This is a genomic window from Xanthomonas sp. AC360, from assembly GCF_979258225.1.
In genome coordinates this window covers 3,907,602-3,930,415 of sequence record NZ_OZ409846.1, presented here as the reverse complement: position 1 = coordinate 3,930,415, position 22,814 = coordinate 3,907,602, and the positions used below count along the sequence as shown (strand labels likewise).

At 64.5% G+C, this 22,814-nt stretch carries 17 protein-coding genes, 1 other RNA gene and 1 pseudogene; 3 read left to right on the top strand and 16 right to left on the bottom strand.

Annotation, left to right across the window (positions count from 1 at the left end; all coding sequences use genetic code 11):
- Window positions 1-99 precede the first annotated feature (99 nt).
- The 7 genes from cobA to ACZZ0O_RS16795 all read right to left on the bottom strand — a co-directional run bounded on the left by cobA (window position 100) and on the right by ACZZ0O_RS16795 (window position 10,206).
- On the bottom strand, window positions 100-846 hold the full coding sequence (gene cobA, locus ACZZ0O_RS16825) for a uroporphyrinogen-III C-methyltransferase (RefSeq protein WP_463592476.1): 747 nt from the start codon (window positions 844-846) through the stop codon (window positions 100-102).
- A 65-nt stretch (window positions 847-911) separates the two neighbouring features.
- Window positions 912-3,710 carry a nitrate reductase gene (locus tag ACZZ0O_RS16820; RefSeq protein ID WP_463591319.1) on the bottom strand — a complete coding sequence of 933 codons (2,799 nt, stop codon included), beginning with the start codon at window positions 3,708-3,710 and terminating at the stop codon, window positions 912-914.
- Entirely contained in the window at window positions 3,707-4,072 is a 366-nt protein-coding gene (gene nirD, locus ACZZ0O_RS16815) for a nitrite reductase small subunit NirD (protein WP_463591318.1), read from the bottom strand. The genes ACZZ0O_RS16820 and nirD overlap by 4 nt, the downstream gene beginning before the upstream one ends.
- Entirely contained in the window at window positions 4,069-6,486 is a 2,418-nt protein-coding gene (nirB, locus tag ACZZ0O_RS16810) for a nitrite reductase large subunit NirB (RefSeq protein WP_238155957.1), read from the bottom strand. Before nirB ends, nirD begins: the two co-directional genes overlap by 4 nt.
- A gap of 58 nt (window positions 6,487-6,544) precedes the next feature.
- Window positions 6,545-7,714: a nitrate/nitrite transporter gene (locus tag ACZZ0O_RS16805; protein WP_463592475.1), complete on the bottom strand. Its 1,170-nt coding sequence runs from the start codon at window positions 7,712-7,714 to the stop codon at window positions 6,545-6,547.
- An 835-nt stretch (window positions 7,715-8,549) separates the two neighbouring features.
- Window positions 8,550-9,629: a CmpA/NrtA family ABC transporter substrate-binding protein gene (locus ACZZ0O_RS16800; RefSeq protein WP_463591317.1), complete on the bottom strand. Its 1,080-nt coding sequence runs from the start codon at window positions 9,627-9,629 to the stop codon at window positions 8,550-8,552.
- 4 nt (window positions 9,630-9,633) lie between these two features.
- The gene (locus ACZZ0O_RS16795; protein WP_055854586.1) at window positions 9,634-10,206 is read right to left on the bottom strand and encodes an ANTAR domain-containing response regulator; all 573 of its coding nucleotides are present in this window, start codon (window positions 10,204-10,206) and stop codon (window positions 9,634-9,636) included.
- A gap of 84 nt (window positions 10,207-10,290) precedes the next feature.
- On the opposite strand from ACZZ0O_RS16795, the gene ACZZ0O_RS16790 reads away from it, so the two are divergent.
- Together ACZZ0O_RS16790 and ACZZ0O_RS16785 are read left to right on the top strand one after the other, a co-directional pair.
- Window positions 10,291-11,295 carry an NAD(P)-dependent oxidoreductase gene (locus ACZZ0O_RS16790; RefSeq protein WP_463591316.1) on the top strand — a complete coding sequence of 335 codons (1,005 nt, stop codon included), beginning with the start codon at window positions 10,291-10,293 and terminating at the stop codon, window positions 11,293-11,295.
- A gap of 65 nt (window positions 11,296-11,360) precedes the next feature.
- Window positions 11,361-11,434, top strand: a non-coding RNA gene (locus tag ACZZ0O_RS16785) — sX9 sRNA.
- Window positions 11,435-11,561: 127 nt separating this feature from the next.
- Here the strand turns inward: ACZZ0O_RS16785 and ACZZ0O_RS16780 are convergent.
- The 5 genes from ACZZ0O_RS16780 to ACZZ0O_RS16760 all read right to left on the bottom strand — a co-directional run bounded on the left by ACZZ0O_RS16780 (window position 11,562) and on the right by ACZZ0O_RS16760 (window position 15,984).
- Window positions 11,562-11,924, bottom strand: a complete 363-nt coding sequence (locus ACZZ0O_RS16780; RefSeq protein WP_115512961.1) for a hypothetical protein — start codon at window positions 11,922-11,924, stop codon at window positions 11,562-11,564.
- Entirely contained in the window at window positions 11,908-12,477 is a 570-nt protein-coding gene (locus tag ACZZ0O_RS16775) for a molybdenum cofactor guanylyltransferase (protein ID WP_463591315.1), read from the bottom strand. The genes ACZZ0O_RS16780 and ACZZ0O_RS16775 overlap by 17 nt, the downstream gene beginning before the upstream one ends.
- Window positions 12,478-12,514: 37 nt before the next feature.
- Complete coding sequence (locus ACZZ0O_RS16770) at window positions 12,515-13,768, bottom strand: molybdopterin molybdotransferase MoeA (RefSeq protein WP_463591314.1); 1,254 nt, start codon at window positions 13,766-13,768, stop codon at window positions 12,515-12,517.
- A gap of 492 nt (window positions 13,769-14,260) precedes the next feature.
- The gene (gene xth, locus ACZZ0O_RS16765; RefSeq protein ID WP_463592474.1) at window positions 14,261-15,307 is read right to left on the bottom strand and encodes an exodeoxyribonuclease III; all 1,047 of its coding nucleotides are present in this window, start codon (window positions 15,305-15,307) and stop codon (window positions 14,261-14,263) included.
- A 461-nt stretch (window positions 15,308-15,768) separates the two neighbouring features.
- The gene (locus tag ACZZ0O_RS16760; RefSeq protein ID WP_463591313.1) at window positions 15,769-15,984 is read right to left on the bottom strand and encodes a hypothetical protein; all 216 of its coding nucleotides are present in this window, start codon (window positions 15,982-15,984) and stop codon (window positions 15,769-15,771) included.
- Between the two features lie 616 nt (window positions 15,985-16,600).
- Here ACZZ0O_RS16760 and moeB point away from each other — a divergent pair.
- Window positions 16,601-17,743, top strand: coding sequence for a molybdopterin-synthase adenylyltransferase MoeB (moeB, locus tag ACZZ0O_RS16755; RefSeq protein WP_463591312.1), 1,143 nt, complete (start codon window positions 16,601-16,603; stop codon window positions 17,741-17,743).
- 398 nt (window positions 17,744-18,141) lie between these two features.
- Here moeB and ACZZ0O_RS16750 read toward each other — a convergent pair whose 3' ends face one another.
- The 4 genes and pseudogenes from ACZZ0O_RS16750 to ACZZ0O_RS16735 all read right to left on the bottom strand — a co-directional run bounded on the left by ACZZ0O_RS16750 (window position 18,142) and on the right by ACZZ0O_RS16735 (window position 22,790).
- Window positions 18,142-19,362 carry a molybdopterin molybdotransferase MoeA gene (locus tag ACZZ0O_RS16750; protein WP_463591311.1) on the bottom strand — a complete coding sequence of 407 codons (1,221 nt, stop codon included), beginning with the start codon at window positions 19,360-19,362 and terminating at the stop codon, window positions 18,142-18,144.
- A gap of 163 nt (window positions 19,363-19,525) precedes the next feature.
- A complete protein-coding gene (gene der / locus ACZZ0O_RS16745; protein WP_115527763.1) occupies window positions 19,526-20,923 on the bottom strand; it encodes a ribosome biogenesis GTPase Der in 1,398 nt (465 codons plus the stop codon).
- 10 nt (window positions 20,924-20,933) lie between these two features.
- A pseudogene (gene bamB, locus ACZZ0O_RS16740) lies at window positions 20,934-22,152 on the bottom strand (outer membrane protein assembly factor BamB).
- Window positions 22,152-22,790: a YfgM family protein gene (locus ACZZ0O_RS16735; protein ID WP_055854356.1), complete on the bottom strand. Its 639-nt coding sequence runs from the start codon at window positions 22,788-22,790 to the stop codon at window positions 22,152-22,154. The pseudogene bamB and the gene ACZZ0O_RS16735 overlap by 1 nt, the downstream one beginning before the upstream one ends.
- Between the last annotated feature and the right edge of the window lie 24 nt (window positions 22,791-22,814).

Sequence of the window (22,814 nt, the reverse complement as noted above, 5' to 3'; positions counted from 1 at the left end):
CTGCTCCAGCAAAATCGCTCGCGTCGTCCTGCGATTCGAACGTGCGCACGCTAGACAGCACACGCATCAGGCAGTGCGCCACGACGCGCAGCGTAGCGCTTACCCCACTGCATGTTGCAGCACCGCACCAAAGCGATCGTCGCAGGCCACCGACGCTTCGGACAATGCATCGCCCACCAGCAGCAGGGTCGGCAGACCGGGCAACAGCGCTGCCGCGGCACTGCCCAACTCGCCCAGTGTGGTCAGCCTGCGCTGTTGCTCCGGCCGCGTGGCCGCCTGCACGATGGCGGCCGGCGTGCTGGCCGGCAGATGCGCCAGCAACGCCGTCGCCAGCGCGTCTGCACGGCGCAACCCCATGTAGATGCCGAGCGTTGTGCCGCTGGCTGCCAGCGCGCCCCAGTTCGGCTCACCATGGTCATGCGTATGCGCGGTAACAAACGTGATGCCGTGGCAATGGCTGCGATGTGTCAATGACACTTCCAGCGACGCTGCGGCGGCAAACGCGGCGCTGACGCCATTGATCACCTGCACGCCCACGCCGGCGCGTCGCAGAAAACCGATTTCTTCGCCCGCACGGCCGAACAACAACGCATCGCCGCCTTTGACGCGCACGACGCGCAAGCCCTGCAACGCATAACGCCGCATCAGCCGGCAGATGAACTCCTGCGGCGTGGAGCGGCAACCACCGCGCTTGCCCACGCGGATCACGCGCGCCTGCGGTGCCAGCGTGACGATGTCGGGGTTGGCCAGGTCGTCGAGCAACAGCACCTGCGCCACTGCCAGCGCCTTGACCGCCTTGATGGTGAGCAGCTCCAGATCGCCGGGACCGGCCGACAACAACACCACATCACGCGCGCAGGAAGGTGTGACTGACATGAGAGATCTCGCAGTGTGTGGAGGGATGAGGTGCATCAGGCCAGCCGCGTTTGGCGGCACAGCCGGGTCAGTTGCGGAACGCAGGAACCGCAGACGGTGCCGCAGCCGAGGCGTTGCTTGAGCTGCGCCACGTCGGCGCCATCGTCGATGGCCGCATGAATCGCGGCGGCCGACACCTGCATGCAGGTGCACACGATCGGGTCACTGGGCGCGGAAGGCGTCGGTGCGAACACGGCCAGCCGTGCACCCCGCCAGGGCTTGCCGGCCAAGGCGACCGTCAGCAGCGACTGATTGGCATCGCTGGGGTATGCGGCAGTCAGCAGCAGGCCATCGATATGGCTCTGCCCGTCCTGTGTACGCCAGCCAACGCGGCGCATCAATCCGCGGCGCAGATCGCGGTATTCCAGAACGTCGGCGCCGGCCGGCAACTGCAGCGCAGCCACCAGACGATCGATCCAGGCAGGATCGGGCGCGCGCTCGCAGGCCGCATGCAGCACCGCCCACTGCCCACCGGCATCGGCCAATGGCTCGGCATGCAGACGCAAGCTCGCGTAGCCGCACTCGCGCAGCAGTGGTTGCAGTGCCTGCTGCAATGCCAACGCATCACCGCGGCGTGCCGCCAGCAGATGCCAGCCGAACGCCGCCTTCTCCACGCGTACTGCCGCGTGTTTGAGCTCCGGCTGGTGCGAGCGCGCATCCACCGCCGACGTGCTGACCTCGTTGATGCCGCCGCTGGACAGCGTCTGCCCGCTCCAGTGCATTGCGGCGAAGACGGTTCCGGAGCGCAGTTCGTCCGACAACTCCAGCGGCAGCACCAGCGCACCGCGCTTGCTGGCCACCTGTACCAATTCGCCAGCCACCAGCCCGCGGCGTACGGCATCGTCCGGGTGCATGCGCAAGGACGGTTCCGGGCTGTGCGCATAGGCCGCGGCTACGCGCCCGGTGCGCGACATGCCATGCCATTGGTCGCGCAGGCGACCGGTGAGCAGGCGCATCGGAAAGCGTGCCGAGGTGGCTTCTGCCACCTTGCGATACGGCGTTGCATGAAACCGCGCACGGCCGTCGGCAGTGGCGAACACTCCATCGGTGTAACGCCGTGCCTGCCCTTGCGTCGCCCCTGCAGGAAACGGCCATTGCTGCGGCCCGTTGTCCAGCACTGCGTAATCCAGGCCACCGATATCCAGGTCGCGCCCTACCGTCAGCGCACGATGCTCGTCGAAGACCTGTGCGGTGCTGTCGAATGCAAACAGGCCGGCGCCTGTGGCGGGCGCCAGCAGCGCCTCCAGTCGACGCGCAACTTCGTTGGCAATCCACCAATCGGCACGCGCCTGCCCCGGCGCTTCCACTGCCTTACGCACGCGGGTGATGCGGCGTTCGGAGTTGGTCACCGTGCCGTCCTTCTCGCCCCAGCTGGCCGCCGGCAGCAAGACGTCGGCATAAGGCACGGTGTCGGTGCCGGAGAAGGCATCCTGCACGATCACCAGTTCGGCCTGTTCCAGCGCGGCGCGAATGCCGGCCACTTCCGGCATCGAATGCACGGGGTTGGTACAGACGATCCACACCGCCTTCAAGGTGCCTGCGCGCAGCCGCTCGAACAACTCCACCGCCGGCGTGCCGGGGGTCGGCGAGATACGCCCCGCCGGCACGCCCCAGAGCCGCTCCACTTCGGCACGATGCTCCGCGTTGCCGATCTCGCGGTGCGCCGCCAGCATCGTCGCCATGCCGCCTACTTCGCGCCCGCCCATCGCATTGGGCTGGCCGGTCAGCGAAAACGGCCCCGCGCCCGGCTTGCCGATCTGACCGGTGGCCAGATGCAGATTGATCAACGCAAGATTCTTGTCGGTGCCGTGCGCCGACTGATTCAAGCCCATGCAATACAGCGACAGCGCCGCCGGGCTGCGCCCGAACCACTCGGCCGCCTGCACCAGGTCCTCGTGCGAGATTCCGCAGATCTCGGCGCTCATGCGCGGGGTGTACTCGCGCAACATCCGCTTGAGGTCATCAAACTCCTGCGTGCTCGCCGCAACGAAACGCGCATCCACCAGACCCTCCCAGATCAGGTGATGCAGCATGCCGTTGAACAAGGCGACGTCGGTGCCGGGTTCGATTGCAAGGTGCAGGTCGGCCATGGCCGCGGTATCGGTACGCCGCGGATCGATCACGATCCAGCGAATGTCCGGGTTGCGTGCGCGTGCGTCTTCAAGCCGGCGAAACAGCACCGGATGCGCATACGCCATGTTGCTGCCGGCAAACAGCACGGTGTGCGCCAGCTCCAGATCTTCATAGCAGGTGGGCGGGCCATCGGCACCGAGCGCAAGCTTGTACCCAGTGACCGCGCTGGACATGCACAGGCGCGAATTGGTATCGATGTTGTTGGTGCCGAGCAGGCCCTTTGCCAGCTTGTTGAAGACATAGTAGTCCTCGGTAAGCAGCTGCCCGGACAGATAGAACGCCACCGAATCCGGGCCATGTTCCTTGACGATGGCGGCCAGCTTGCTGCTGACATGCTGCAGGGCCTGATCCCAGCTCACCGGCGCACGCGGTGCCTGCCGATGCCGGCGCAACTCCGGCGCAAGCACACGCCCCTGCGTGCTTGCAACGGTCTGCGGCAACGCCAGACCCTTGCTGCACAGACGGCCGTGATTGGCCGGATGCAGCGGGTCGCCTTCGATGCCCACGATGCGCTCGCCATCGGCGTCGTGCTCGCTGTGGATCAGCACGCCGCAACCTACACCGCAGTAGCAACAGGTCGAACGCGTGATGCGATGCATCGGCGCTGCCATGTGCGACTGCGCTGCCGTGGCAGGCGACGCGGCCTGCAGGCCTTCGCTCATGTCGCCGGCTCGGTCACGGCATCCGGTTGCGACACCGGCTGCAACACGATCCACACTGCTTCGGCTTCCACCTTGATCGGGTAGCGCGGCGCGCAGCCCACGTCCGGTGCGTAGGCCTGCCCGCTCTGCAAGCCGATCGCCCAGCCATGCAACGGGCAGGTCACGGTGTCGCCGGCCACGATTCCTTGCGACAACGGCCCGCCCTTGTGCGGGCAACGATCGCGCAGCGCAAACACCTGGTCGCCGGCAGTGCGGAAGATGGCGATCGGCGGTAACCCATCGACTTCCAGCACGCGCGCACCCAGCGCCGGCAGGTCCTGCAATGCGCACACGCGCACCCATGCGTCGTTGTGCATGCTCATTCCTCCACCGTTGCGGCTGGCGCGGCGATGCGCAGCGGTTGGTATTCCTGGCGCCGCTCGCCGGCGATGCGCGCCTTCCAGGGGTCGACCAGGCCTTCCAGTGAATACAACAGCCGCTCGTACAGCGCACGCCGGTTGGCGGCGTCGTCGACCACCTGCGCACGGATGTAATCCAGCCCCACGCGTGCGATGTAGTGCACGGTGCGATCCAGGTAATAGGCCTGTTCGCGATACAGCTGCAAAAACGCACCGGTGTATTCGCGTACTTCCTCGGCCGTGGTCACCTTGACCAGAAAGCGCGCAACCTCGGTCTTGATGCCGCCATTGCCGCCAACATGCAGCTCCCAGCCCGAGTCCACAGCGATAATGCCCACATCCTTGATGCCGGATTCGGCGCAATTACGCGGGCAACCGGACACCGCCAGCTTCACCTTGTGCGGGCTCCACATGTTGGCCAGCATGGTTTCCAGATCGATGCCCATCTGCGTGCTGTTCTGGGTGCCGAAGCGGCAAAACTCGCTGCCCACGCAGGTCTTTACGGTGCGGATCGACTTGCCGTAGGCATGGCCGGACGGCATGCCCAGATCGCGCCACACATCCACCAGATCTTCTTTCTTGACGCCAAGCAGATCGATGCGCTGGCCGCCGGTCACCTTGACCATCGGCACCGCGTACTTGTCGGCGACATCGGCAATGCGGCGCAACTCGCTGGCGTTGGTCACCCCGCCTTTCATCTGCGGAATCACCGAGAATGTGCCGTCTTTCTGGATGTTGGCGTGTGCGCGCTCGTTGATGAAACGCGATTGCGGGTCGTCGATGGCTTCATGCGGCCAGGTCGAGAGCATGTAGTAGTTGATCGCCGGCCGGCAGGTGGCGCAGCCATTGGGCGTGCGCCACTCCATGAAGGCATAGGCCTGTGCGTGGGTCAGAAGCTTGTGTTCGCGAATGGCGCGGCGCACTTCGCCATGACTCAAGTCGGTACACGCGCAAACCGCCTTGGTTTTCGGAGTTTCCTGGAAGTTGGAGCCCAGGCAGTTCATCAGGATCTGTTCGACCAAGCCGGTGCACGAACCGCAGGAACTGGCCGCCTTGGTGTGCTTTTTCACCTCGTCCACAGTGAACAGGCCTTGCTCGCTGATCGCTTTGACAATCGTCCCCTTGCACACGCCGTTGCAACCGCAGACCTCGTCGCTGTCGGACATGGCGCTGGCGCGGTCCTGGCCGCCGGTGCCCGAGTCGCCCAACGCGCTCTCGCCGAAGATCAGTTGGTCGCGTTGCGCCTGGATCGGCGTGCCGTCCTTGAGCAACTTGAAGTACCAGCCGCCATCACTGGTGTCGCCATACAGGCACGCACCCACCAGCACGTCGTCGCGGATCACCAGCTTTTTATAGACGCCGCCGGCCGGGTCGGACAGCACGATTTCTTCGCAGCCATCGCCGCCCATGAAGTCGCCGGCCGAAAACAAGTCGATGCCGGTGACCTTGAGCTTGGTCGATGCCACCGAGCCGCGATAGATACCGATACCGAACTGCGCCAGATGGTTGGCGCAGACCTTGGCCTGCTCGAACAATGGCGCGACCAGACCGTACGCAATGCCACGATGGTTGGCGCACTCGCCCACCGCATACACGCGCGGGTCGAAACTCTGCAGGCTGTCGTTGACCACAATGCCGCGTGAGCAATGGATGCCGGCTTCTTCGGCCAGCCGCGTGTTCGGGCGGATACCGGCGGCCATCACCACCAGATCGGCGGGGATCTCGCTGCCATCGGCAAACTTCACCCCGATCACTTCGCCCTGTGCATTGCCCAGCAGCGCGCTGGTGGCGGTATTGAGGCGGAACTCCAGCCCGCGTGCGCGCAGCGCCTGTTGCAACAGGTTGCCGGCCACCGGGTCGAGCTGGCGCTCCAGCAACCAGCCAGCCAGGTGCACCACGGTCACATCCATGCCACGTACTTTCAACCCGTTGGCCGCTTCCAGACCGAGCAGGCCGCCACCGATCACTACCGCATGCTGTCTGCTGCGCGCGGTGTCGATCATGGTGCGGGTGTCCTGGATATCGCGATACCCGATCACGCCTTTCAACGTATTGCCGGGAATCGGCAGCACGAACGGCACCGAGCCGGTGGCGATCAACAACCTGTCGTACTCGGCTTCGGTGCCATCGGCGGCGATAACGCGGCGGCGCACGCGATCGATGCGCGTCACTTCCTTGTTCAAGTGCAGATGGATGCCGTTGTCGCGGTACCACTGCAGCGGGTTCAACACGATGTCGTCGAACTCCTGCTCGCCGGCCAACACGGGCGAGAGCAGGATGCGGTTGTAGTTGGGATGCGGCTCGGCCCCGAACACGGTGATGTGATACATGCCCGGCATCAGCTTGAGCAGTTCTTCTACGGTGCGGATGCCGGCCATGCCGTTGCCGATGACGACGAGTCTGGGTTGCTTCATTGCCTGGATTCCTGTCGACATGTCAGACGCGCGCCGCGCCGGCGGTGGACCACTCGCTGCGCCACTGGGTCTTGACCCCGGCCAGCAGCGCCCAGCCACCCAACGCGAAGGCAGCGAACAGCCACATGCCCAATGCATAACTGCCGGTGTGTTGCTTGAGCACGCCCAGGCTCGCGGCCAGCGCAAACCCGCCGATGCCGCCGGCCATGCCGATCAAGCCGGTCATCACCCCGATGTCCTGGCCAAATCGCTGCGGCACAAGCTGAAAAACAGCGCCATTGCCAGCGCCAAGGCACAGCAAGGTCAGTACGAACAACGCCAGCGTGAGCGTGGCCCCACCCGCACCGAATCCGGCAATGCCCACCAGCACGGCCACCAGCAGATACACCGTCAGCAAGGCACGTGTGCCGCCGACGCGATCGGCAATGACGCCACCGAGCGGCCGCATCACCGAACCGGCTAGCACGCAGGCCGCAGTCGCCCACCCGGCAGTGCGCGCATCGAAGCCGAATTGGTCGTGGAAGTAGCCCGGCAACGCGCTCGCAAAGCCGGAAAACCCGCCAAAGGTGATCGCGTAGAAAAACATGAAGCGCCATGCATCGCGGTTGCCCACCAGCACGCGGCCGTAGTCGGCCCATTGCTTGCGTGCGACCGGTGTGGGCGCTTCCTTGGCAATCGACGCAAACACGATCAGCGTCAGCACCAAGGGGATGCACGCCAGTCCAAACACGTTTTGATAGCCGAATGCGGCGGCCAGCATCGGCGCGAACAACGCGGCCAGCACCGTGCCGGAATTGCCGGCACCGGCAATTCCCATCGCAGTGCCCTGATGCTCGGGCGGATACCAGCGCGATGCCAACGGCAATGCCACTGCAAACGAGGCGCCAGCAATGCCGAGCAGCACACCCAGTATCAACACCTGCCCCATGCTGTTGACGCCCAGTTGCCAGGCACCGAACAACGCGGCGATGACGGCAAGCTGGGCGAGTACGCCGGCACGCTTTGCACCGACGCGATCGGCAAACATGCCCAGCACCAGGCGCAGCAACGCGCCGCACAGGATGGGCACCGCCACCATCAAGGCGCGCTGCTGCGTATCCAATCCCAGCGCTTGCGCAATCGGTACCTGCAACGGCCCGAGCAGATACCACACCATGAAGCTCAGGTCGAAATACAGGAAGGATGCGAACAAGGTGGGCGTGTGCCCGGATCGCCAGAACGAGCGCTGCATAGAGACCTCTTCGAATGCGATGGCCAAAAAAAACGGCGCCCCTCCGGTAAACCGGAAGGACGCCGTTGTCCTGGATGCGTGCGGATCGCCGTTGAACCGCTGCACCGTGTGCGTGTTGTTGCAGGCACGCCGTTGTACCTGCACGTGACTGCTACGCAATCAGCGTGCCAACTTTTTCATCAATACGTCACATTGCTGCAAGCCATTGAAAAATTGACGTTTCATCGAGTTTCGCGAGAATGCTTCGCGGCTTTCTGGTGGACAGATGCAGCTCGCCACTCCCGTCTTTCGTGCGGCTACGCACCAATAGCGTGCGCCGACCATCCAGGTGGCTAGCTAGGCAAGATCAACATGCTGCACCCATCGCGTGTGCCGCAGCGAAGCCGTGGACCTGCGGCTCCGCAGTGGATGCATCTGCGCTGTCCAAGCATTGCGATGCAGAAGATGCGATGCAGAAGATAAGTCGATGAGTCGCGTCGTTAGAGGGACAGGCAACTACTGACTGCGTCGAGCGCCCGGTGCCCTCGCCGCTCGCGGGACACGCTGTGAATCCATCTCTGGACGCTCCGTGGCGGCATCCATGCCGCCACACGGTCCCGCAATCGGCGAGGACACCGCGCCAGACCGTTGGTCGGTCGCTTTATTGAAGACCAACACACCAGCCCTCTCCACTGGTCATTGCGCGCCTACCGTCGCGGGACGTTATGCGGCGTGGATGCCGCATCAGGGGCTCCATGGACGGAGGCACAGCGTGTCCCGCGATGGTGGCCGGGCAAGGCCCAGCAAGAAAAACGTGTCAGTCGCCTATAGGTGTATCGAACAACCGATTGCGCCGATGATCGCCATCCGGCACAGCCACCCCCACGCGCGCCGCAGCACGGCGATAGTTGTCCAAGCGATGGATGTCGCGCAGCCGCGCGATATCGTCGTCCTGAATGTCGTGCCATCCCCAGCGCTGAAACTGGCGCAGGAACCACTCGCCATCCGATAGCCACGGCATGTTCACCGCGCCGTGGCGATGGAAGGCCAGCGCAGTGGCATCGCGCGCTAGACCATCGGCATCTGCATCGGCATCCAGGCACGCTGCCAGATGCGCCGCCGACACGCCGATATGCTGCGGCTCCGCCAACCACTGCGCGCAGTGCGCGCGGTTGTCCGCGGAGGCATCCAGCCAGCGGCACGCTTCCAGCACGCAGGCGGTCAATTGCTCAGTCAGCTCCGGCTGCAAGGCGGCAAACTCGCGCCGGCAGGCCAGTACCTTCTCCGGATGACCGGGCCACAGTTGACCACTGCGGATCACCCGCGCGCCGCTGCCCTGCACCTGCGCCACGGCCGCCCAGGGCTCCCCGGAGCAGTAGCCATCGATCAATCCACTGGCCAGGGCGTCGGGCATCTGCGGCGGTGGAATGCTGAGCACATCGACATCGCGCATTGGGTCCACGCCGCCCGCGGCCAGCCAGTAATACAGCCACAACGCGTGCGTGCCGGTGGGAAAGGTCTGCGCAAACACCGCGCGTCGTCCCAGGTTTTTCAGTACCTGCGGCAACGCCTGGCCGTCGACAAGCTCCTGCGCCAATGCCGGCGCCATGGTGATCGCCTGACCGTTGTGATTGAGCGTCATCAGCAACGCCATCGGGCACTGCGGCCCGGCAACGCCCAAATCGATGGCATACACCAGGCTGGCCAGCGCATGCGCTGCGTCCACCTCACCCGCCAGCAGACGGTCGCGGACGCCGGCCCAGGAGGCTTGCCGGTGCAGGTCCAGCTGCAGGCCGTGCACGCGATCCAGGCCCAGCCGGTGTGCGGCAATCAACGGCGCGCAGTCGATCAGCGGCATGTAGGCCACGCGCAATACGGGGAGATCGGCTTGGCTCATCTGTTCATCCCAACAACTCGGCCATGGCCACGATGCGTCGCGCCACTTCGGCCAGCTTGACGCCCTGCTTCATCGCCTGCTGGCGCAGCGCGGCGTACGCATCGGCCTCGCTGAGGCCACGTTTTTCCATCAGCAGACCCTTGGCGCGGTCGATCTGTTTGCGGTCCTGCAAGGCCTGCTGCACATCGTCCAGGCGTTTGCGCATGCTGCTTTCGTGCGCAAACCGGGCCAGCGCTACCTGCACGATCGGCGCCAGCCGCGCCGGCGCCAGGCCATCCACCACATAAGCGGTGACACCTGCGCCTACCGCCGCGTGGATCAGCGCGTCGTCGCCATCGCCGGAAAACATCACCACCGGGCGCGGCGCGTGGGTGTGCAGCATCGACAACTGCTCCAACGTGTCGCGCGACGGCGAATCCACGTCGATCACCACCACATCCGGCTGCTGGCTCTGCACCGCATGCAGCAACGCACCGACCGATGCCACATCGTCGAGCACCGTGTAGCCGGCGCGCGTCAACGCCTGGCGCAGTTCGCCAATGGGCTTTTCGGTATCGTTGACCAGCAAAACACGCATTGGCGGCGGCGAGGCGTGTGGACGTGGCCCGATGGTGCCATGCAACATGCCGTTGGTGCGAGTCATCATTTTGGAGTGGGTCTGATGCCGTTGTTCCCGTTGTTCGCAAATCTGCAGGGGCGTGCCGTGCTGGTGATCGGCGGTGGCGAGGTCGCCACGCGCAAGGTGCTCGCGCTGCTCAAGGCAGGCGCGCAGATCCGCCTGTATGCGCACGCGCTGTCGCCTGAGCTTGCGGTGTTGATGCAGGCCGGGCGCTTCGAGCAGCTGGGCGGGGAGTTCGATCCGGCCTGGATCGACACGGTCTGGCTGGTGGTCGCAGCCACCGACGACACCGACTTGAATCAACGCGTCGCTGCGGCCGCGGGCGCGCGTCAGCGGCTGGTCAACGTGGTGGACGATGCCGAGCTGTCGACGTACCAGGTGCCGGCGATCGTGGATCGCGACCCGCTGGTCATCGCCATTTCATCGGCCGGTGCGGCGCCGATGCTGGCACGTCGCCTGCGCGAGCGGCTCGAGCGCGAGCTGGATGCATCGGTGGGCCGCTTCGCTGGTTTGTTTGCGCGCCATCGCGAGCGTATCCGCAGCCAATTTCCCGATATGAACCGGCGCAGGCGTTGGTTCGATCGCGTGATCGATGGGCAGGTGCCGTTGCTGCTGCAGGCCGGCGACGATGCCGCAGCCGACGCTGCGTTCAACGCGGCATTGGACGACGCTGATACCGTCCCGGCGCGCGGCAGCGTGCAGCTGGTCGGCACCGGCCCCGGCGATCCAGGGCTGCTGACCTTGAAGGCGTTGCGTGCGATGAATCTGGCCGATGTACTGCTGGTCGGCGCGGATGTGCCCGACGCGGTACTCGAGCTGGCACGCCGCGACGCCTCGCGGCGCGCACTGCCGCCCGAGCCTCAGGCACAGCACGCCTTGCTGCTGGAACTGGCAAGCGAAGGCCTGCATGTAGTCGCGCTGCGCAGCGGTACCGGCTACTGCCCTATGGCAGCGGCCCCGATCGAAGCCGCACTGCAGGAACGCGGACTGGCCTGCGAGCGCGTACCAGGCATTTGCACCGAACGGTGCAAGCGGCTCACGCCGTGACGAAGAGCGGTTAACAGAAACGTCTACGCAGCACCCAAGCGGCGCGGTCGGTGCTCGGAGTGCGTATGTATCGCTCATGCACTCTGCTTCCGGTGTGCCGTCCTTACTCGCCTGACGACTGCTCACTACGTTTTCAGCCGTTTCAAGTCGCAAGCAGACTGCAGCCGTGTCGGTGATGGGCAGACCGCAGGACGCGCGTTTACCGCATTCCATCCCTGTGTCGGCCCATCACGCGCATGCAGCAACGGCGCATCTAAGACGTCAACTCACTCCTTCGGAAACCGCTTGCGCGCACTGTCGCGCACATCGATATCGAAGGTCACGTGCAGCGCCATGTGTTCTGCATGCCCGGCGCCCGCATCGAAACTGAAGCTCAATCCCTCGCGGCTCGGAAGTTGGCGGGCGTGTTGTTCCAAAGCGTCGCGCGGCACCAGCAATTGCCAGTGATCGGTGGCGCAATTGCATGCAGCGTGACCGCCGGTCAGGCTGACGCTATGACGCACCAGCCGCGCGCCCTGCCCGCTTGGCAAGCGGCTGAGATTGTCGACACTGCGCCCGGCAAGCAAAGCAGCCAGTTCGTCTTCGTCGATACGGAACCGCACCTGCTGACCTTCAATCTGGATTTTCATGAATAAGCTGGCTCCACTGCTCGGGCGTATTGCAATTGACGAACGCGGCGCGTTCGCTGTCTGTGACAGCCACGCGATGGCACTGCAGTGAACGCTGCAGGGCGCGCAGCGAGCGTGACGCTGCAGCACCATGCATCAACGTCGACAACGCTTCACGCACGGTGGCATCGATGCACAGGCGCATCGGCAACATCTGCTCATCGAAAGTGACACAGCGCTGCTGCGCGGGTGCCAGCAATCGCTCTATCAACTGCGTGGAAAGCAGCGGCATATCCACCGGCACCACCACCAGCGTGGTCAGATCGGCGACCTGATCGATCACGCTGACCAACCCGCCGAGCGGCCCCAGATCCGGCTGCGTATCGGCGATGCCGTCATAGTCCGGGCGCTGGCCGCTGATCAGTACATCCTGCGCACCCGCATCGCGCAGCAGCGCCTGCATCTGCGCAATCAATGGACGCCCGCGCCAAAGCAGCATGGCCTTGTCCTGCCCCATCCGCGACGAGCGGCCACCGGCCAGCACCACGCCAGTCCATGGAGATGCGGCGCTCATGCCGTGCACGCGCCTGTCGTGCAGTCCACATGCCGGCTCATGCCATCAACACCGGTGCTGCCGGCTGCAGATGGCCCAGCCCGAACACCTCCGTCGTCGTATGTGGCGCCGCTGCGTCGTCCTGCGGCTCCAGCACCGCCCAGACATTGGCCTGCAGCAAGGGCGCCACCCGGAACGATTCCTGCTGCGGCAGGATCTGCACACACAGCGCGCCCAGCGCGTTGCAGTACAACCGCGCACGCAGATGCTGGCGCCAGATCGGCCGCGCTTGCAGCGGCGTCTCCAATGCCACGCGCAGGCCGCGCTCGTCCGGCATGCCCAGCAATCCGCGCAAGGCCGGTTCGACAAAAAAACGGAGCCCGGCCGCGCTCGCCATAGGATTACCCGGCAAGCCCAAGTACAACACGCCGTCGGCAAACCGTGCCAGCAACACCGGCTTCCCCGGTCGCACGGCGACCTTGTGAAACAGCAGGCGCGCTGCGTGCCGTGCCAGTGCATCGGGCACAAAGTCATAGCGACCGCGCGACACCGCACCCGTACTCAAGATCACGTCGGCGCCAGCGTGGCGCGCCTGTGCAAGTGCGGCGTCGAACGCCGCATCGTCGTCACCCACCTGCCCTTGCCAGACCAGGAGCGCGCCCGCTGCGTGCACCTGGCTGCGCAGATAGCTGCTGGTGCCATCGCGAATCTGTCCGGGTTGCAGCGGTTGCGTGGGGTCGCTGATCAACTCGCGGCCGGTCGCGATCAGCGCAACCCGTGGTCGCCGCACGACCCGAACTTGCGCGCATCCCAAACCAGCCAGCAACATCAAATGCGCACCACGCAGCACGGTACCCGCAGCGATCACGACATCATCCAGGCGCACATCTTCCCCACGGCAGCGAATATGCTGCCCTGCACGCACATCCGCACGCAGCCGGATGCGGCTGGGGCGTGCGTCGTGGTGGGCAAGAACATCTACCTGCTCGATCGGCACCACCGCATCGGCATGCGCAGGTACGCCAGCGCCGGTCATGATCTCCCACGCCGCACCCAACTCCGCCGCACCGGCGTCTGTCCCTGCTGCGACCGTGCCCGCCACTACATGCTCGCTGCCTGCTGCAGCACCAAGCCCCTGTGTGGCGATGGCAAACCCATCCATGGCGCTGTTATCGAATGGTGGCAGCTCGGCCGGGCTCGACAACGCCTGCGCAAGTACACGGCCCTCGGCATCGGCGCTGTCCACCCACTCGCTGGCTAGCGTGGCGACCTGCTGGTGCACGATGGCAAGTGCTTCGGCGTAGCTGATCATGAGCAATGCGATGCCGACCGGTGGATGACCTGGCTAGGATACCGGCCTGCAGCGTGGCCGGTACAGCGTGGGCAGTGGCGTTCTGGTAGCGCCATAACCTGGGCGCCGCGATCGAGCTGCCTCTATAGCGCGCTGGTTGGTAATCCTGCGTCTATCCTCAGCAATGTCTTGGTCCTGCTGACCGTAAGCATCGGCGATGTGCCGTAGCGGATCAAACTTCGTCGCCTGGATGGAATGACTGAGGAGTGGCTGGCAGAGCTTCTGAGCGTCGACTGCACAAACAGGCATCGACTGAAGGATCAACGCACGTGCAGTGCGTGATTTGTAGTGCCGTTCCAGCTGGAGTACATGGAGTACAGCGTAGTGCCAGAGAAAGATGCTGAAGCCGCATTTCCGTACCCCACCCTCATTAGCAAGCGTTATAGCGCGACGGCGTGACTGACTTGGCACAGCAACCAGCTGGTAAACGGATGCATGGCATAGCCGTTTCCATTACGTCTTGCCAACCGTGCGCACAGCCTTCTTGGCTGCTGCTTTGCCAGCGTTTGCTGAACTGCCTGCCGGCGTGCGCGTTGCATTTTTCTTTTTCGCTACCGCTCCCGTAGCGGACTGCTTCGCAGAACGCTTTGAACCGCTCTTTTTCGCCGCCGTCTTGGCTGCCGGCTTGCGCACTGGCGTTTTTTTCGTCGCCCCACGTTTGCGCGTCGTCGATGCGGTTTCATCGCTCGCCATGGTCTCGGCGATCGCGTCCGGTACCCGCACGCTGATCCAGGTAGGCGCGTGATCGCTGGCCTTTTCCAGGGCCCGCACCCATCTGTCTACGCCCGCATCCTGCAAGCCGGCCGCCAATGCGCGATTGAGCAGCAGATGATCGATACGCAGCCCGCGATCGCGCGCAAAATGCTGGCGAAAGTAATCCCAGAACGTATAGATCGGCGCATCGCCATGCACCGCCAGCAGACTATCGGTCCAGCCCTGCTCCAGCAGCGTCTGGTACGCCTGCCGGCTTTCCGGCTGCAGCAATGCATCCTTGCGCCAGCCCTTGGGGTCGTAGATATCCGCATCGGTCGGCACGACGTTGAAGTCGCCGATCAAGGCCACCGGATGCGGCAACTCCACCAACGTCTTCGCATGCCGGATAAGGCGTTGAAACCAGGCCAGCTTGTAATCGAATTTCGGACCAGGCTGCGGGTTGCCGTTGGGCAGATACAGACAGGCCACCACCACCCCATGAATCGCCGCTTCTAGATAGCGGCTCTGGGTGTCGCTCGGGTCCCAGGGCAGGCCACGGCGAATCTCGACAGGGTCGGCGCCGCGCGCCAACAAGGCAACGCCATTCCAGGCGCGCTGTCCCTGCCAGATCACACCGTAGCCAGCATCGCGAACCGCCTGCTCCGGGAACGCCTCTTGTGTGGCTTTCAGCTCCTGCAGACCCACAATATCCGGCTGCTCGCGCGTGAGCCATTCCAGCAGGTGCGGCAACCGGCTGGCGATTCCGTTGACGTTGAAGGTGGCGATCTTGCGTGTGGTGCTTGCCATGGAAATGCCAGCTTGTTGCGCGCTCGATGAAATCGCAGCATGGCGGCGGTCACATGAAGGCGATGCCCAAGCGAGGTGAAGCTGCCGCGCAGGCATGCGCAGGCGCACACGCCTCGCTGCATGCGCCCGACCACGACAGGCAAGGCATCAAGCCAGGCATGCGAGAAGGTGCCAGTCTCGCCTTCACCGGTCTGCTACCACGCCTGGAAGACCGGCGTTTGGCGATGCGGTCGCACACACAACCATACGATGCCCCCGCACGCACCACGCAACGCACCGTGTTTCACCGAGGCGAAACCGGATACGTGCATCACGAACAAGCAGCAGCATGAAGACGAAACCAGCGCCGAGGCAGTACTGACGCAGCGCCGCTTTCAATCACGCAAGACATGCAAATCGATCAATAGGTCGCACCGACTCATGCGCTATCGCCCGCGATTGGCAACCGAGCAGCGGCGATCTCACGCCCCAGGGTCTGCTGGTCCCAGCTGATTGGCGGCCAGAATTTCATCGATCCGTTTAACAATCTGCGCGGCCTCTTCCTGCGACTGGGCAGCAGCAGTAATTTTCTCGGCACGTGCGTGGAACACGTCCCAAAAATCGTCCGGATGCTGGCTGCGAATCTCAGGCAAGTGTTCTACCAGCTGTTTCAATTGCGCATCGATATCGGGTGTCATCAAGATCTCTCCTTCTGTAGCCAAGCGCGGGGGATAAGACGTAGCGAAGAATGCTCAGGTGGATTCGGACGGCGCATAACTTGCGCGTTGACGCGAACACGCAGATTCCAGAGACCGTCCGCATCTGTCTGACGAACATCCAACGCAAGACCATTCCGCTACGCTACCGCCGCCTGGGTGAGCCTGATGACAATGCAGCACGCCACGCCATCGGCAGAAACGAAAATCCGTAGTGCTACGGACGTACCAGCGCTGCAATCTCGCGTGGGAAATCTGCGCGCTGGCAACCCAGGCAGTGATTGGTCGTGGTTCCTAGTCACTTGCGCGCTCCGGCCAGCAGCGTCGGGTTGTTGTTGAGCTCGTGATTGAACGCAAGGTGCAGCCACTTCGCGATGCTGATCGATCTGCTGCAGTTATCGCCGGAAGCTTGCCGCAGAATTTCTGCGCCAGGTGCGGGCCACACCTGCAGAAGACTTCGTACAGTCATCGCCAAGATGGCGTTGTAAAGGGTTCTTCGACACCGCGCTCGAAGGCCAGAGGATCGGCCTGGGTACACTCGATCCCCACCGTCAGCCACCGCACATCAAACCCCCGATGTTTGCGCGACAATGGCGCCATGAACAGCCATGACCTCTCCCCCGCCGATGCGCGTGCACGCGCCCTGCAAGGCGCCTTGTTGATCGATATCCGGCACCTGCATGAGCGCGCCAGCGGCCAGGCCGAAGGTGCGTTGGCGATTGCGCAACACGATCTTGAAACTGCACCCACCCAGCATCTGCCCGACCAAGCACGCGAAATCCTGTTGATCTGCCAGAGTGGCAAACGCTCCGCGCACACGGCCGAGGTCTTGCATGCACAGGGGTACACGCAGGTGGCATCGGTGCTTGGCGGGACCACTGCATGGATGAGCGATGGCCTGCCGTTGGTGCGCCCGACACTGCCGGCGGACGAACAGGATTTTCTCGAGCGCTATTCGCGGCATCTGCGCTTGCCGCAGGTCGGCCTGCAAGGCCAGCAGCGGCTGGCACGTGCGCGCGTGCTGCTGATCGGCGCTGGCGGGCTGGGCTCGCCGGCTGCGTTTTATCTCGCTGCCGCAGGCGTCGGCCACCTGCGCCTGGCTGACGACGATGTCGTCGACCGCAGCAATCTGCAGCGCCAGATCCTGCACACCGAAGACAGCGTCGGCACTGCCAAGGTCGACTCGGCGGCGCAGCGCCTCGGCGCGCTCAATCCCCGCGTGCACGTCGAGGCGGTGCAGACACGCGTGACCGCCGACAACGTGGAAGCGTTGTTGCAGGATGTCGATGTGGTGGTCGATGGCGCCGACAACTTTGCGGCGCGCTATTTACTCAACGATGCCTGCGTCAAACTCGGCAAGCCACTGGTCTACGGCGCGGTGCAACAGTTCGAAGGACAGGTGAGCGTGTTCGATGCCGGCCGCAATCGCGGGCAGGCGCCGTGCTACCGCTGCCTGTTCCCCGAGCCGCCGCCGCCGGAATTTGCGCCCAGCTGCGCGGAAGCCGGCGTGCTCGGCGTGCTGCCGGGTGTGATCGGGCTATTGCAGGCCGCCGAAGCGCTCAAATTGCTGCTTGGCATCGGCGACAGCCTGAGCGGCCGCCTGCTCAGCTTCGACGCGCTGTCGATGCGATTTCGCGAGATCCGCCTGCCGCCCGACCCGCACTGCCCGTTATGCGCGCCGGGTGTCGCATTTCCCGGCTATGCGGACTACGCGTCCTTTTGCGGCAGCGCAGTCGGCTGAGCGCAGCTTTCGAAGCGGCATTGCAGGTCTGCAACGTCCAATCAACGCCCTGATCGCGCTAGCGGCGCAGATGCGCCGGCGCGACTCGGCGGCCAATCAACGTCGGTTGACGCGCTAACGCGTTGAGCGAACCCACCTCAGGCGCCGGCGTACCACAGCGGCTTTTGCAGCGCGGCGAAGCTAAGCCGCACACGTTCTCCGCACCGCTTCCTTCTTGCCCTCGCGACAGCAGCGTCGCCGCTCAGACGAGTCATTAGAGCAGCTAGTAAAACGACGTTGCAGCCGCTAGGCAGAGCGGCCCGTGCTCGGAATCACTTGTACACACCGATTCTGAGCGCGCCGTCCACACCACTTGACGACTGCTCACCACGTTGAGTGAGCCGCTCTTGGTCGTATGCCTACAGCGCGTACGGAATCACCCGCACGATCTCGCCCGCCTCGAAGCGACGCGCCTGCTCCGGCAGGACGATCAGGGCATTGCTGTCGGCCGCGCCACGCAGCAGATGCGAAGCGTCACCACGATGCGGCTGCGCGCTCAGACGTCCGTCGGTGCCACATTCCAAGCGGCCGCGCAGGAATTCCAGGCGCTCGTGACGTTTTTCCCAGGGACTGGCCAGCGCGGCGTGCCACACCGGGCGCGGCTCGCTGCGTCCCTGCAACCCGTCCAGCAGCGGCACACCGTAGGCGATCAACGTTGCCAGGACAGACACCGGATTACCCGGCAGCCCCAACACCAGGCAGCGCCCGATCTGGCCCAACACCGCCGGCATGCCCGGACGCATACGCACACGCCAGAAATGGATCTGCCCCAACTCCTGGATCAGTCCCGGCAGATAATCCTTTTCGCCAGCCGACACACCGCCGCAGGTAATCACCACATCGAAGGCAGCCGCCGCATCTTCCAGCATGGTGCGGATGCGCTGCGGATCGTCCGGCAAGGTCGGCCACGCGGTCGGCGCATAGCCCAGCGCACGCAGCTGCGCCATCAGCATGTCGCGGTTGCTGTTGTAGATCTGGCCGGGGCCAAGCGGCATGCCCGGCTCCACCAACTCATCGCCAGTGGCCAGCACCGCGATGGTCGGCCGCGGTGCCACCGCCAGTCGCGACATCCCCAGCGCCGCAGCCAGCCCGATACGCGCGGGAGTCAGCACCTGCCCGGTCTGGATCACCAGATCGCCTGCACGTACATCGCTGCCGGCCAAGCGCACCGATGCACCCGCGCTGGGTGTGGACCGGATGGTGACCACGCCGTCGCGTTCCTCGGTGTCTTCCTTGGGTACCACGGTGTCGGCACCTGCTGGAAGCGGGGCACCGGTGGTGATGCGCAGGCATTGCCCTTCGGCCAGCGTGCCGCCCCACTGCTCGCCGGCAAACTGCTCGCCGACAAGCTGCAAGCGTGTCTGCGCGCCAGCCAGATCGGCATGCCGAAATGCAAAGCCATCCATCGCACTGTTGGCGAATGGCGGCAACGCCAGTGGCGCAATCAGGTCGGCGGCAGAGATGCGGCCATCGGCACGCGCGGTGGCAATGTTTTCGTCGGGCGGACGATTAGCACCGGCGACGGCGTGCAGAATCTGCAACGCCTGCGCGTAAGCAATACGGGTGGGATAGTCGTTCATGGCATGAAGGATACCAGCGTGCCATCACTGCTCGGGGCCTACCCCGTAGGCCTGTCATCCAGACGCCGCATGCGGGCGCATTACCCGCCGCTCGCTACCCAGCACATGCTGCTGCAATCCATCGATGCCACGGCGCCTAGGCGCCATGGCATACGGCAAAGACTTACTTGCCCTTGACGTGCCGCATCAAACGCCGCTTGCGCGCAACCTGACGGTCCGAAAGCGTGTTCTTCTTGCCCTCGTACGGATTGGAGCCTTCGCGGAAGATGAAACGCACCGGCGTCCCCACCAGCTTGAAGCGCTTGCGGAAGAAGTTTTCCAGATAGCGCTTGTAGGATTCTGGCAGCACCTTCAATCGCGTGCCGTGCACGATAAACGTCGGCGGATTTGCGCCACCCGGATGCACATAGCGCAACTTGGAGACGTGGCCACGAATGCTCGGCGGCGGATTGGTTTCGTAGGCGATTTCCAGTGCCTGATTCACTTCGCTGGTGCTGAACTCATGCGTGGCAGATGCATGCGCGCGATGGATCGCCTGGAACAGCTCGCGCATGCCCGAGCCATGCAACGCGGAAATCCGCACCGCCTCGGCCCAGCTGACAAAGCCCAGCTTGCGCGACAACAGGTCTTCGGCCTGCGCACGCTGATAGTCGCTCTGTCCATCCCACTTATTGATCGCTACGACCAGCGCACGGCCGGCGTCCAGGATTGCACCAAGAATGGTCGCGTCCTGATCGGTGACGCCTTCGCCGGCATCGAGCATCAGCACTGCGACCTGGCATTGTTCGATCGCCTGCAGCGTCTTGAACGCGCTGAATTTCTCCACCGCCTCTTCGACCTTGCCCCTGCGACGCAGACCTGCCGTGTCGATCAAGCGGTATTGGCGACCGTCGCGATCCATATCCACGGCGATCGAGTCACGCGTGGTGCCCGGCACTTCCGAGGCGATCATGCGCTCTTCGCCAAGCAGGCGATTGACCAGCGTCGACTTGCCCACGTTCGGGCGACCGACAAAGGCGATACGCACGCGCGCCGGATCGGTATCCAACAACTCGCCGGCACCTTCCGCGGGCAGACGGGCACCGACTTCTTCAAGCAGTTCGTCGATCCCCTGCCGATGCGCAGCAGACAGCGCAACCACATCGGAGAAGCCGTAGCGCGCGAATTCCGAACGCACGGTCTCTTCGTCGGTACCGTCGATCTTGTTGATGACCAGCACAGTCGGCCGCGCGAGCTTGCGCAACCAGGCCAGAATTTCGTCGTCCAGCGATGAGGCGCCTTCGCGACCATCGACCACGAACAGCACCAGATCCGCCTCGCCTGCGGCAGCGCGTGCCTGACGCGCAGTCGCACCGGCCAGGCCTTCCTCGTCGCCGGCGATACCACCGGTATCGACCACGATGAAGGGGCGCTCCTCGTCGAGACGGCAGACGCCGTAGTTACGGTCGCGGGTGACGCCCGGCTGGTCGTGGACCAGCGCGTCACGGGTGCGCGTCAGCGCATTGAAGATGGTGGACTTGCCGACATTGGGCCGTCCAACCAGGGCGACCAGGGGCAGCATCGCAAGGTCCTTATTGTGCCAACCGGAAGGCGGTGAGATCGCCGTCGGTGTTTTGTACCAGCAGAATGCCATCGACGACTATCGGCTGCGCCAGCAGCGTGTCGCGTCCAGCGCGAGCGCGCGCGGCCAGTGCACCATCGCTGAGTTTCAGCCAGTGCAGATAACCCTTGTAATCGCCAACCACGGCGTAATCGCCCTGGATGCGCCACACCGGTCAGGGAGCGACGCGCCAAGGCAGCCTGCGACCACATCGCCGCACCGCTGCTCTTGTCCAGGCCCCACACCGAACCGGCGTTGTCGGACACCACCACCATGGCGGACGACACACCAACGCCACCGGCGCCGCCGTGATCGCGCGTCCACAGCGGACGGCCGCTCGGGCCTTCCAGCGCGAGCGTTTCGTTCTTGAAGCTGGTGGCATACAGCGTGGTGCCATCCACCACCGGTGCGCCGTCCACGTCGGACATGCGCTCCAGCTCGGTGCGACCTTCCGGCACGCCGATGGCCTGCTCCCACAACGGGCGGCCATCCTGCAGCGCCAGCGCACTCAAGGTGCCGCTATCGTTGCCGACGAACACCACGCCTGGGCCCGTCACGATCGGCGCATTGCCGCGCACCGACAGGGTCGGGCCTTCCTCGGCATGGAACCAGCGACGCTCGCCGGTCGCCGCATCGAAGGCGCTGACGCGACCGTCGTTGCTACGCACCAGTACCAGACTCTGTGCAATGGCAGGCGCGGCGATCACTTCGTTGGGTACCTTGGCGCGCCACTTTTCGGTGCCGTCGGCCTGGTTCAACGCAATCACATCGCCAGACAGCGTCCCGATCACCACCAGGCCTTCGCCAACACCGGGACCGCCGGACAGGCGCTGCTTGAACTTGCGATCGTTACGTTCTTCTTTCTTTGGCTTGTACTCCCACACGCGCTTGCCGGTCTGCAGGTCCAGCGCCTGCACGCCGCCGGTGATCGCCGAGGCGTACACCTTGCCATCGGCCACAGCCGGGCGCTGACGCACACCAATGTGCCCTTCGCCCTTGCCGATGCCGGTGGACCAGATCTTGTCGACCTTGACCGACGGTTCGAACTTGACCAGCTCGGCAGGCTCCTGCGCCTTCTTGGCGGCAGCATCCTTACCGGCAAACCAGCCCTTGACCGTGCTGCAACCCGCCAACGACATACCCATCAGGGCGATCAACGCAATGCGCTTGTACATGGTGTCCTGCTTCATCAAATCTGCTCCGCCGGATCGGGCACTTTGCCGCCCACATCCATCAGCTTGGTTTCCAGCAACCGGCGCTGCGGCGAGGCCACATCCACCGTGGTCAATGCCTTGGCGTAAAGCGCACGCGCCTCATCGGCCTTGCCCTGCGCGACCAACGCGTCGGCGCGGATCTCCAGGCTGGTGTGATCCTGCGCATCGGCCAACAGCTTGATCGCCTCGTCCGGCTTGCCGCTCTCGGTCAGCACGCGTGCCAAACGCTGCTGCACTATCTGCTTGAGCTCGCCTTGTGCAGGCACGTCGCGCAGCGTCTTGATCGCTTCGGCATTCTTGCCGGCATCGACCTGCGCCTTGGCCAGACGTAGCGCCGCCAGCTCGGCATAGATGCCGCCCTTGCCGTCGTCGAGCGCCACGATGTCCTTGGCCGCCTTGTCCAGGTCCTTGCCCTGGATCGACTTCACCACCGCTTCATAACGCGCGTTGGCTTCGACCAATTCGGTGGTGGTGTGCTTCTGCCACCACTGCCAGCCCAGGATCAGGGCCAGACCGAGCAGGACGCCGCCCACCAGTCCCGCGCCATTCTTTCTCAACCAGGAACGAACGCGTTCGCCTTGTTCGTGTTCGTCCAGCAGATCGTCGATCGCCATGCGTACTCTCGCTCCGTCATCCCG

What these genes read in the sequence shown, in the direction of transcription:
- ACZZ0O_RS16820 (WP_463591319.1), bottom strand. Translation starts at nt 3,710, where the DNA reads ATGAGCGAAGGCCTGCAGGCCGCGTCGCCTGCCACGGCAGCGCAGTCG.
- nirD (WP_463591318.1), bottom strand. Translation starts at nt 4,072, where the DNA reads ATGAGCATGCACAACGACGCATGGGTGCGCGTGTGCGCATTGCAGGAC.
- nirB (WP_238155957.1), bottom strand. Translation starts at nt 6,486, where the DNA reads ATGGCCGGCATCCGCACCGTAGAAGAACTGCTCAAGCTGATGCCGGGC.
- ACZZ0O_RS16800 (WP_463591317.1), bottom strand. Translation starts at nt 9,629, where the DNA reads ATGAGCCAAGCCGATCTCCCCGTATTGCGCGTGGCCTACATGCCGCTG.
- ACZZ0O_RS16795 (WP_055854586.1), bottom strand. Translation starts at nt 10,206, where the DNA reads ATGCGTGTTTTGCTGGTCAACGATACCGAAAAGCCCATTGGCGAACTG.
- ACZZ0O_RS16790 (WP_463591316.1), top strand. Translation starts at nt 10,291, where the DNA reads ATGCCGTTGTTCCCGTTGTTCGCAAATCTGCAGGGGCGTGCCGTGCTG.
- ACZZ0O_RS16780 (WP_115512961.1), bottom strand. Translation starts at nt 11,924, where the DNA reads ATGAAAATCCAGATTGAAGGTCAGCAGGTGCGGTTCCGTATCGACGAA.
- ACZZ0O_RS16775 (WP_463591315.1), bottom strand. Translation starts at nt 12,477, where the DNA reads ATGAGCGCCGCATCTCCATGGACTGGCGTGGTGCTGGCCGGTGGCCGC.
- ACZZ0O_RS16770 (WP_463591314.1), bottom strand. Translation starts at nt 13,768, where the DNA reads ATGATCAGCTACGCCGAAGCACTTGCCATCGTGCACCAGCAGGTCGCC.
- xth (WP_463592474.1), bottom strand. Translation starts at nt 15,307, where the DNA reads ATGGCAAGCACCACACGCAAGATCGCCACCTTCAACGTCAACGGAATC.
- ACZZ0O_RS16760 (WP_463591313.1), bottom strand. Translation starts at nt 15,984, where the DNA reads ATGACACCCGATATCGATGCGCAATTGAAACAGCTGGTAGAACACTTG.
- moeB (WP_463591312.1), top strand. Translation starts at nt 16,601, where the DNA reads ATGAACAGCCATGACCTCTCCCCCGCCGATGCGCGTGCACGCGCCCTG.
- ACZZ0O_RS16750 (WP_463591311.1), bottom strand. Translation starts at nt 19,362, where the DNA reads ATGAACGACTATCCCACCCGTATTGCTTACGCGCAGGCGTTGCAGATT.
- der (WP_115527763.1), bottom strand. Translation starts at nt 20,923, where the DNA reads ATGCTGCCCCTGGTCGCCCTGGTTGGACGGCCCAATGTCGGCAAGTCC.
- ACZZ0O_RS16735 (WP_055854356.1), bottom strand. Translation starts at nt 22,790, where the DNA reads ATGGCGATCGACGATCTGCTGGACGAACACGAACAAGGCGAACGCGTT.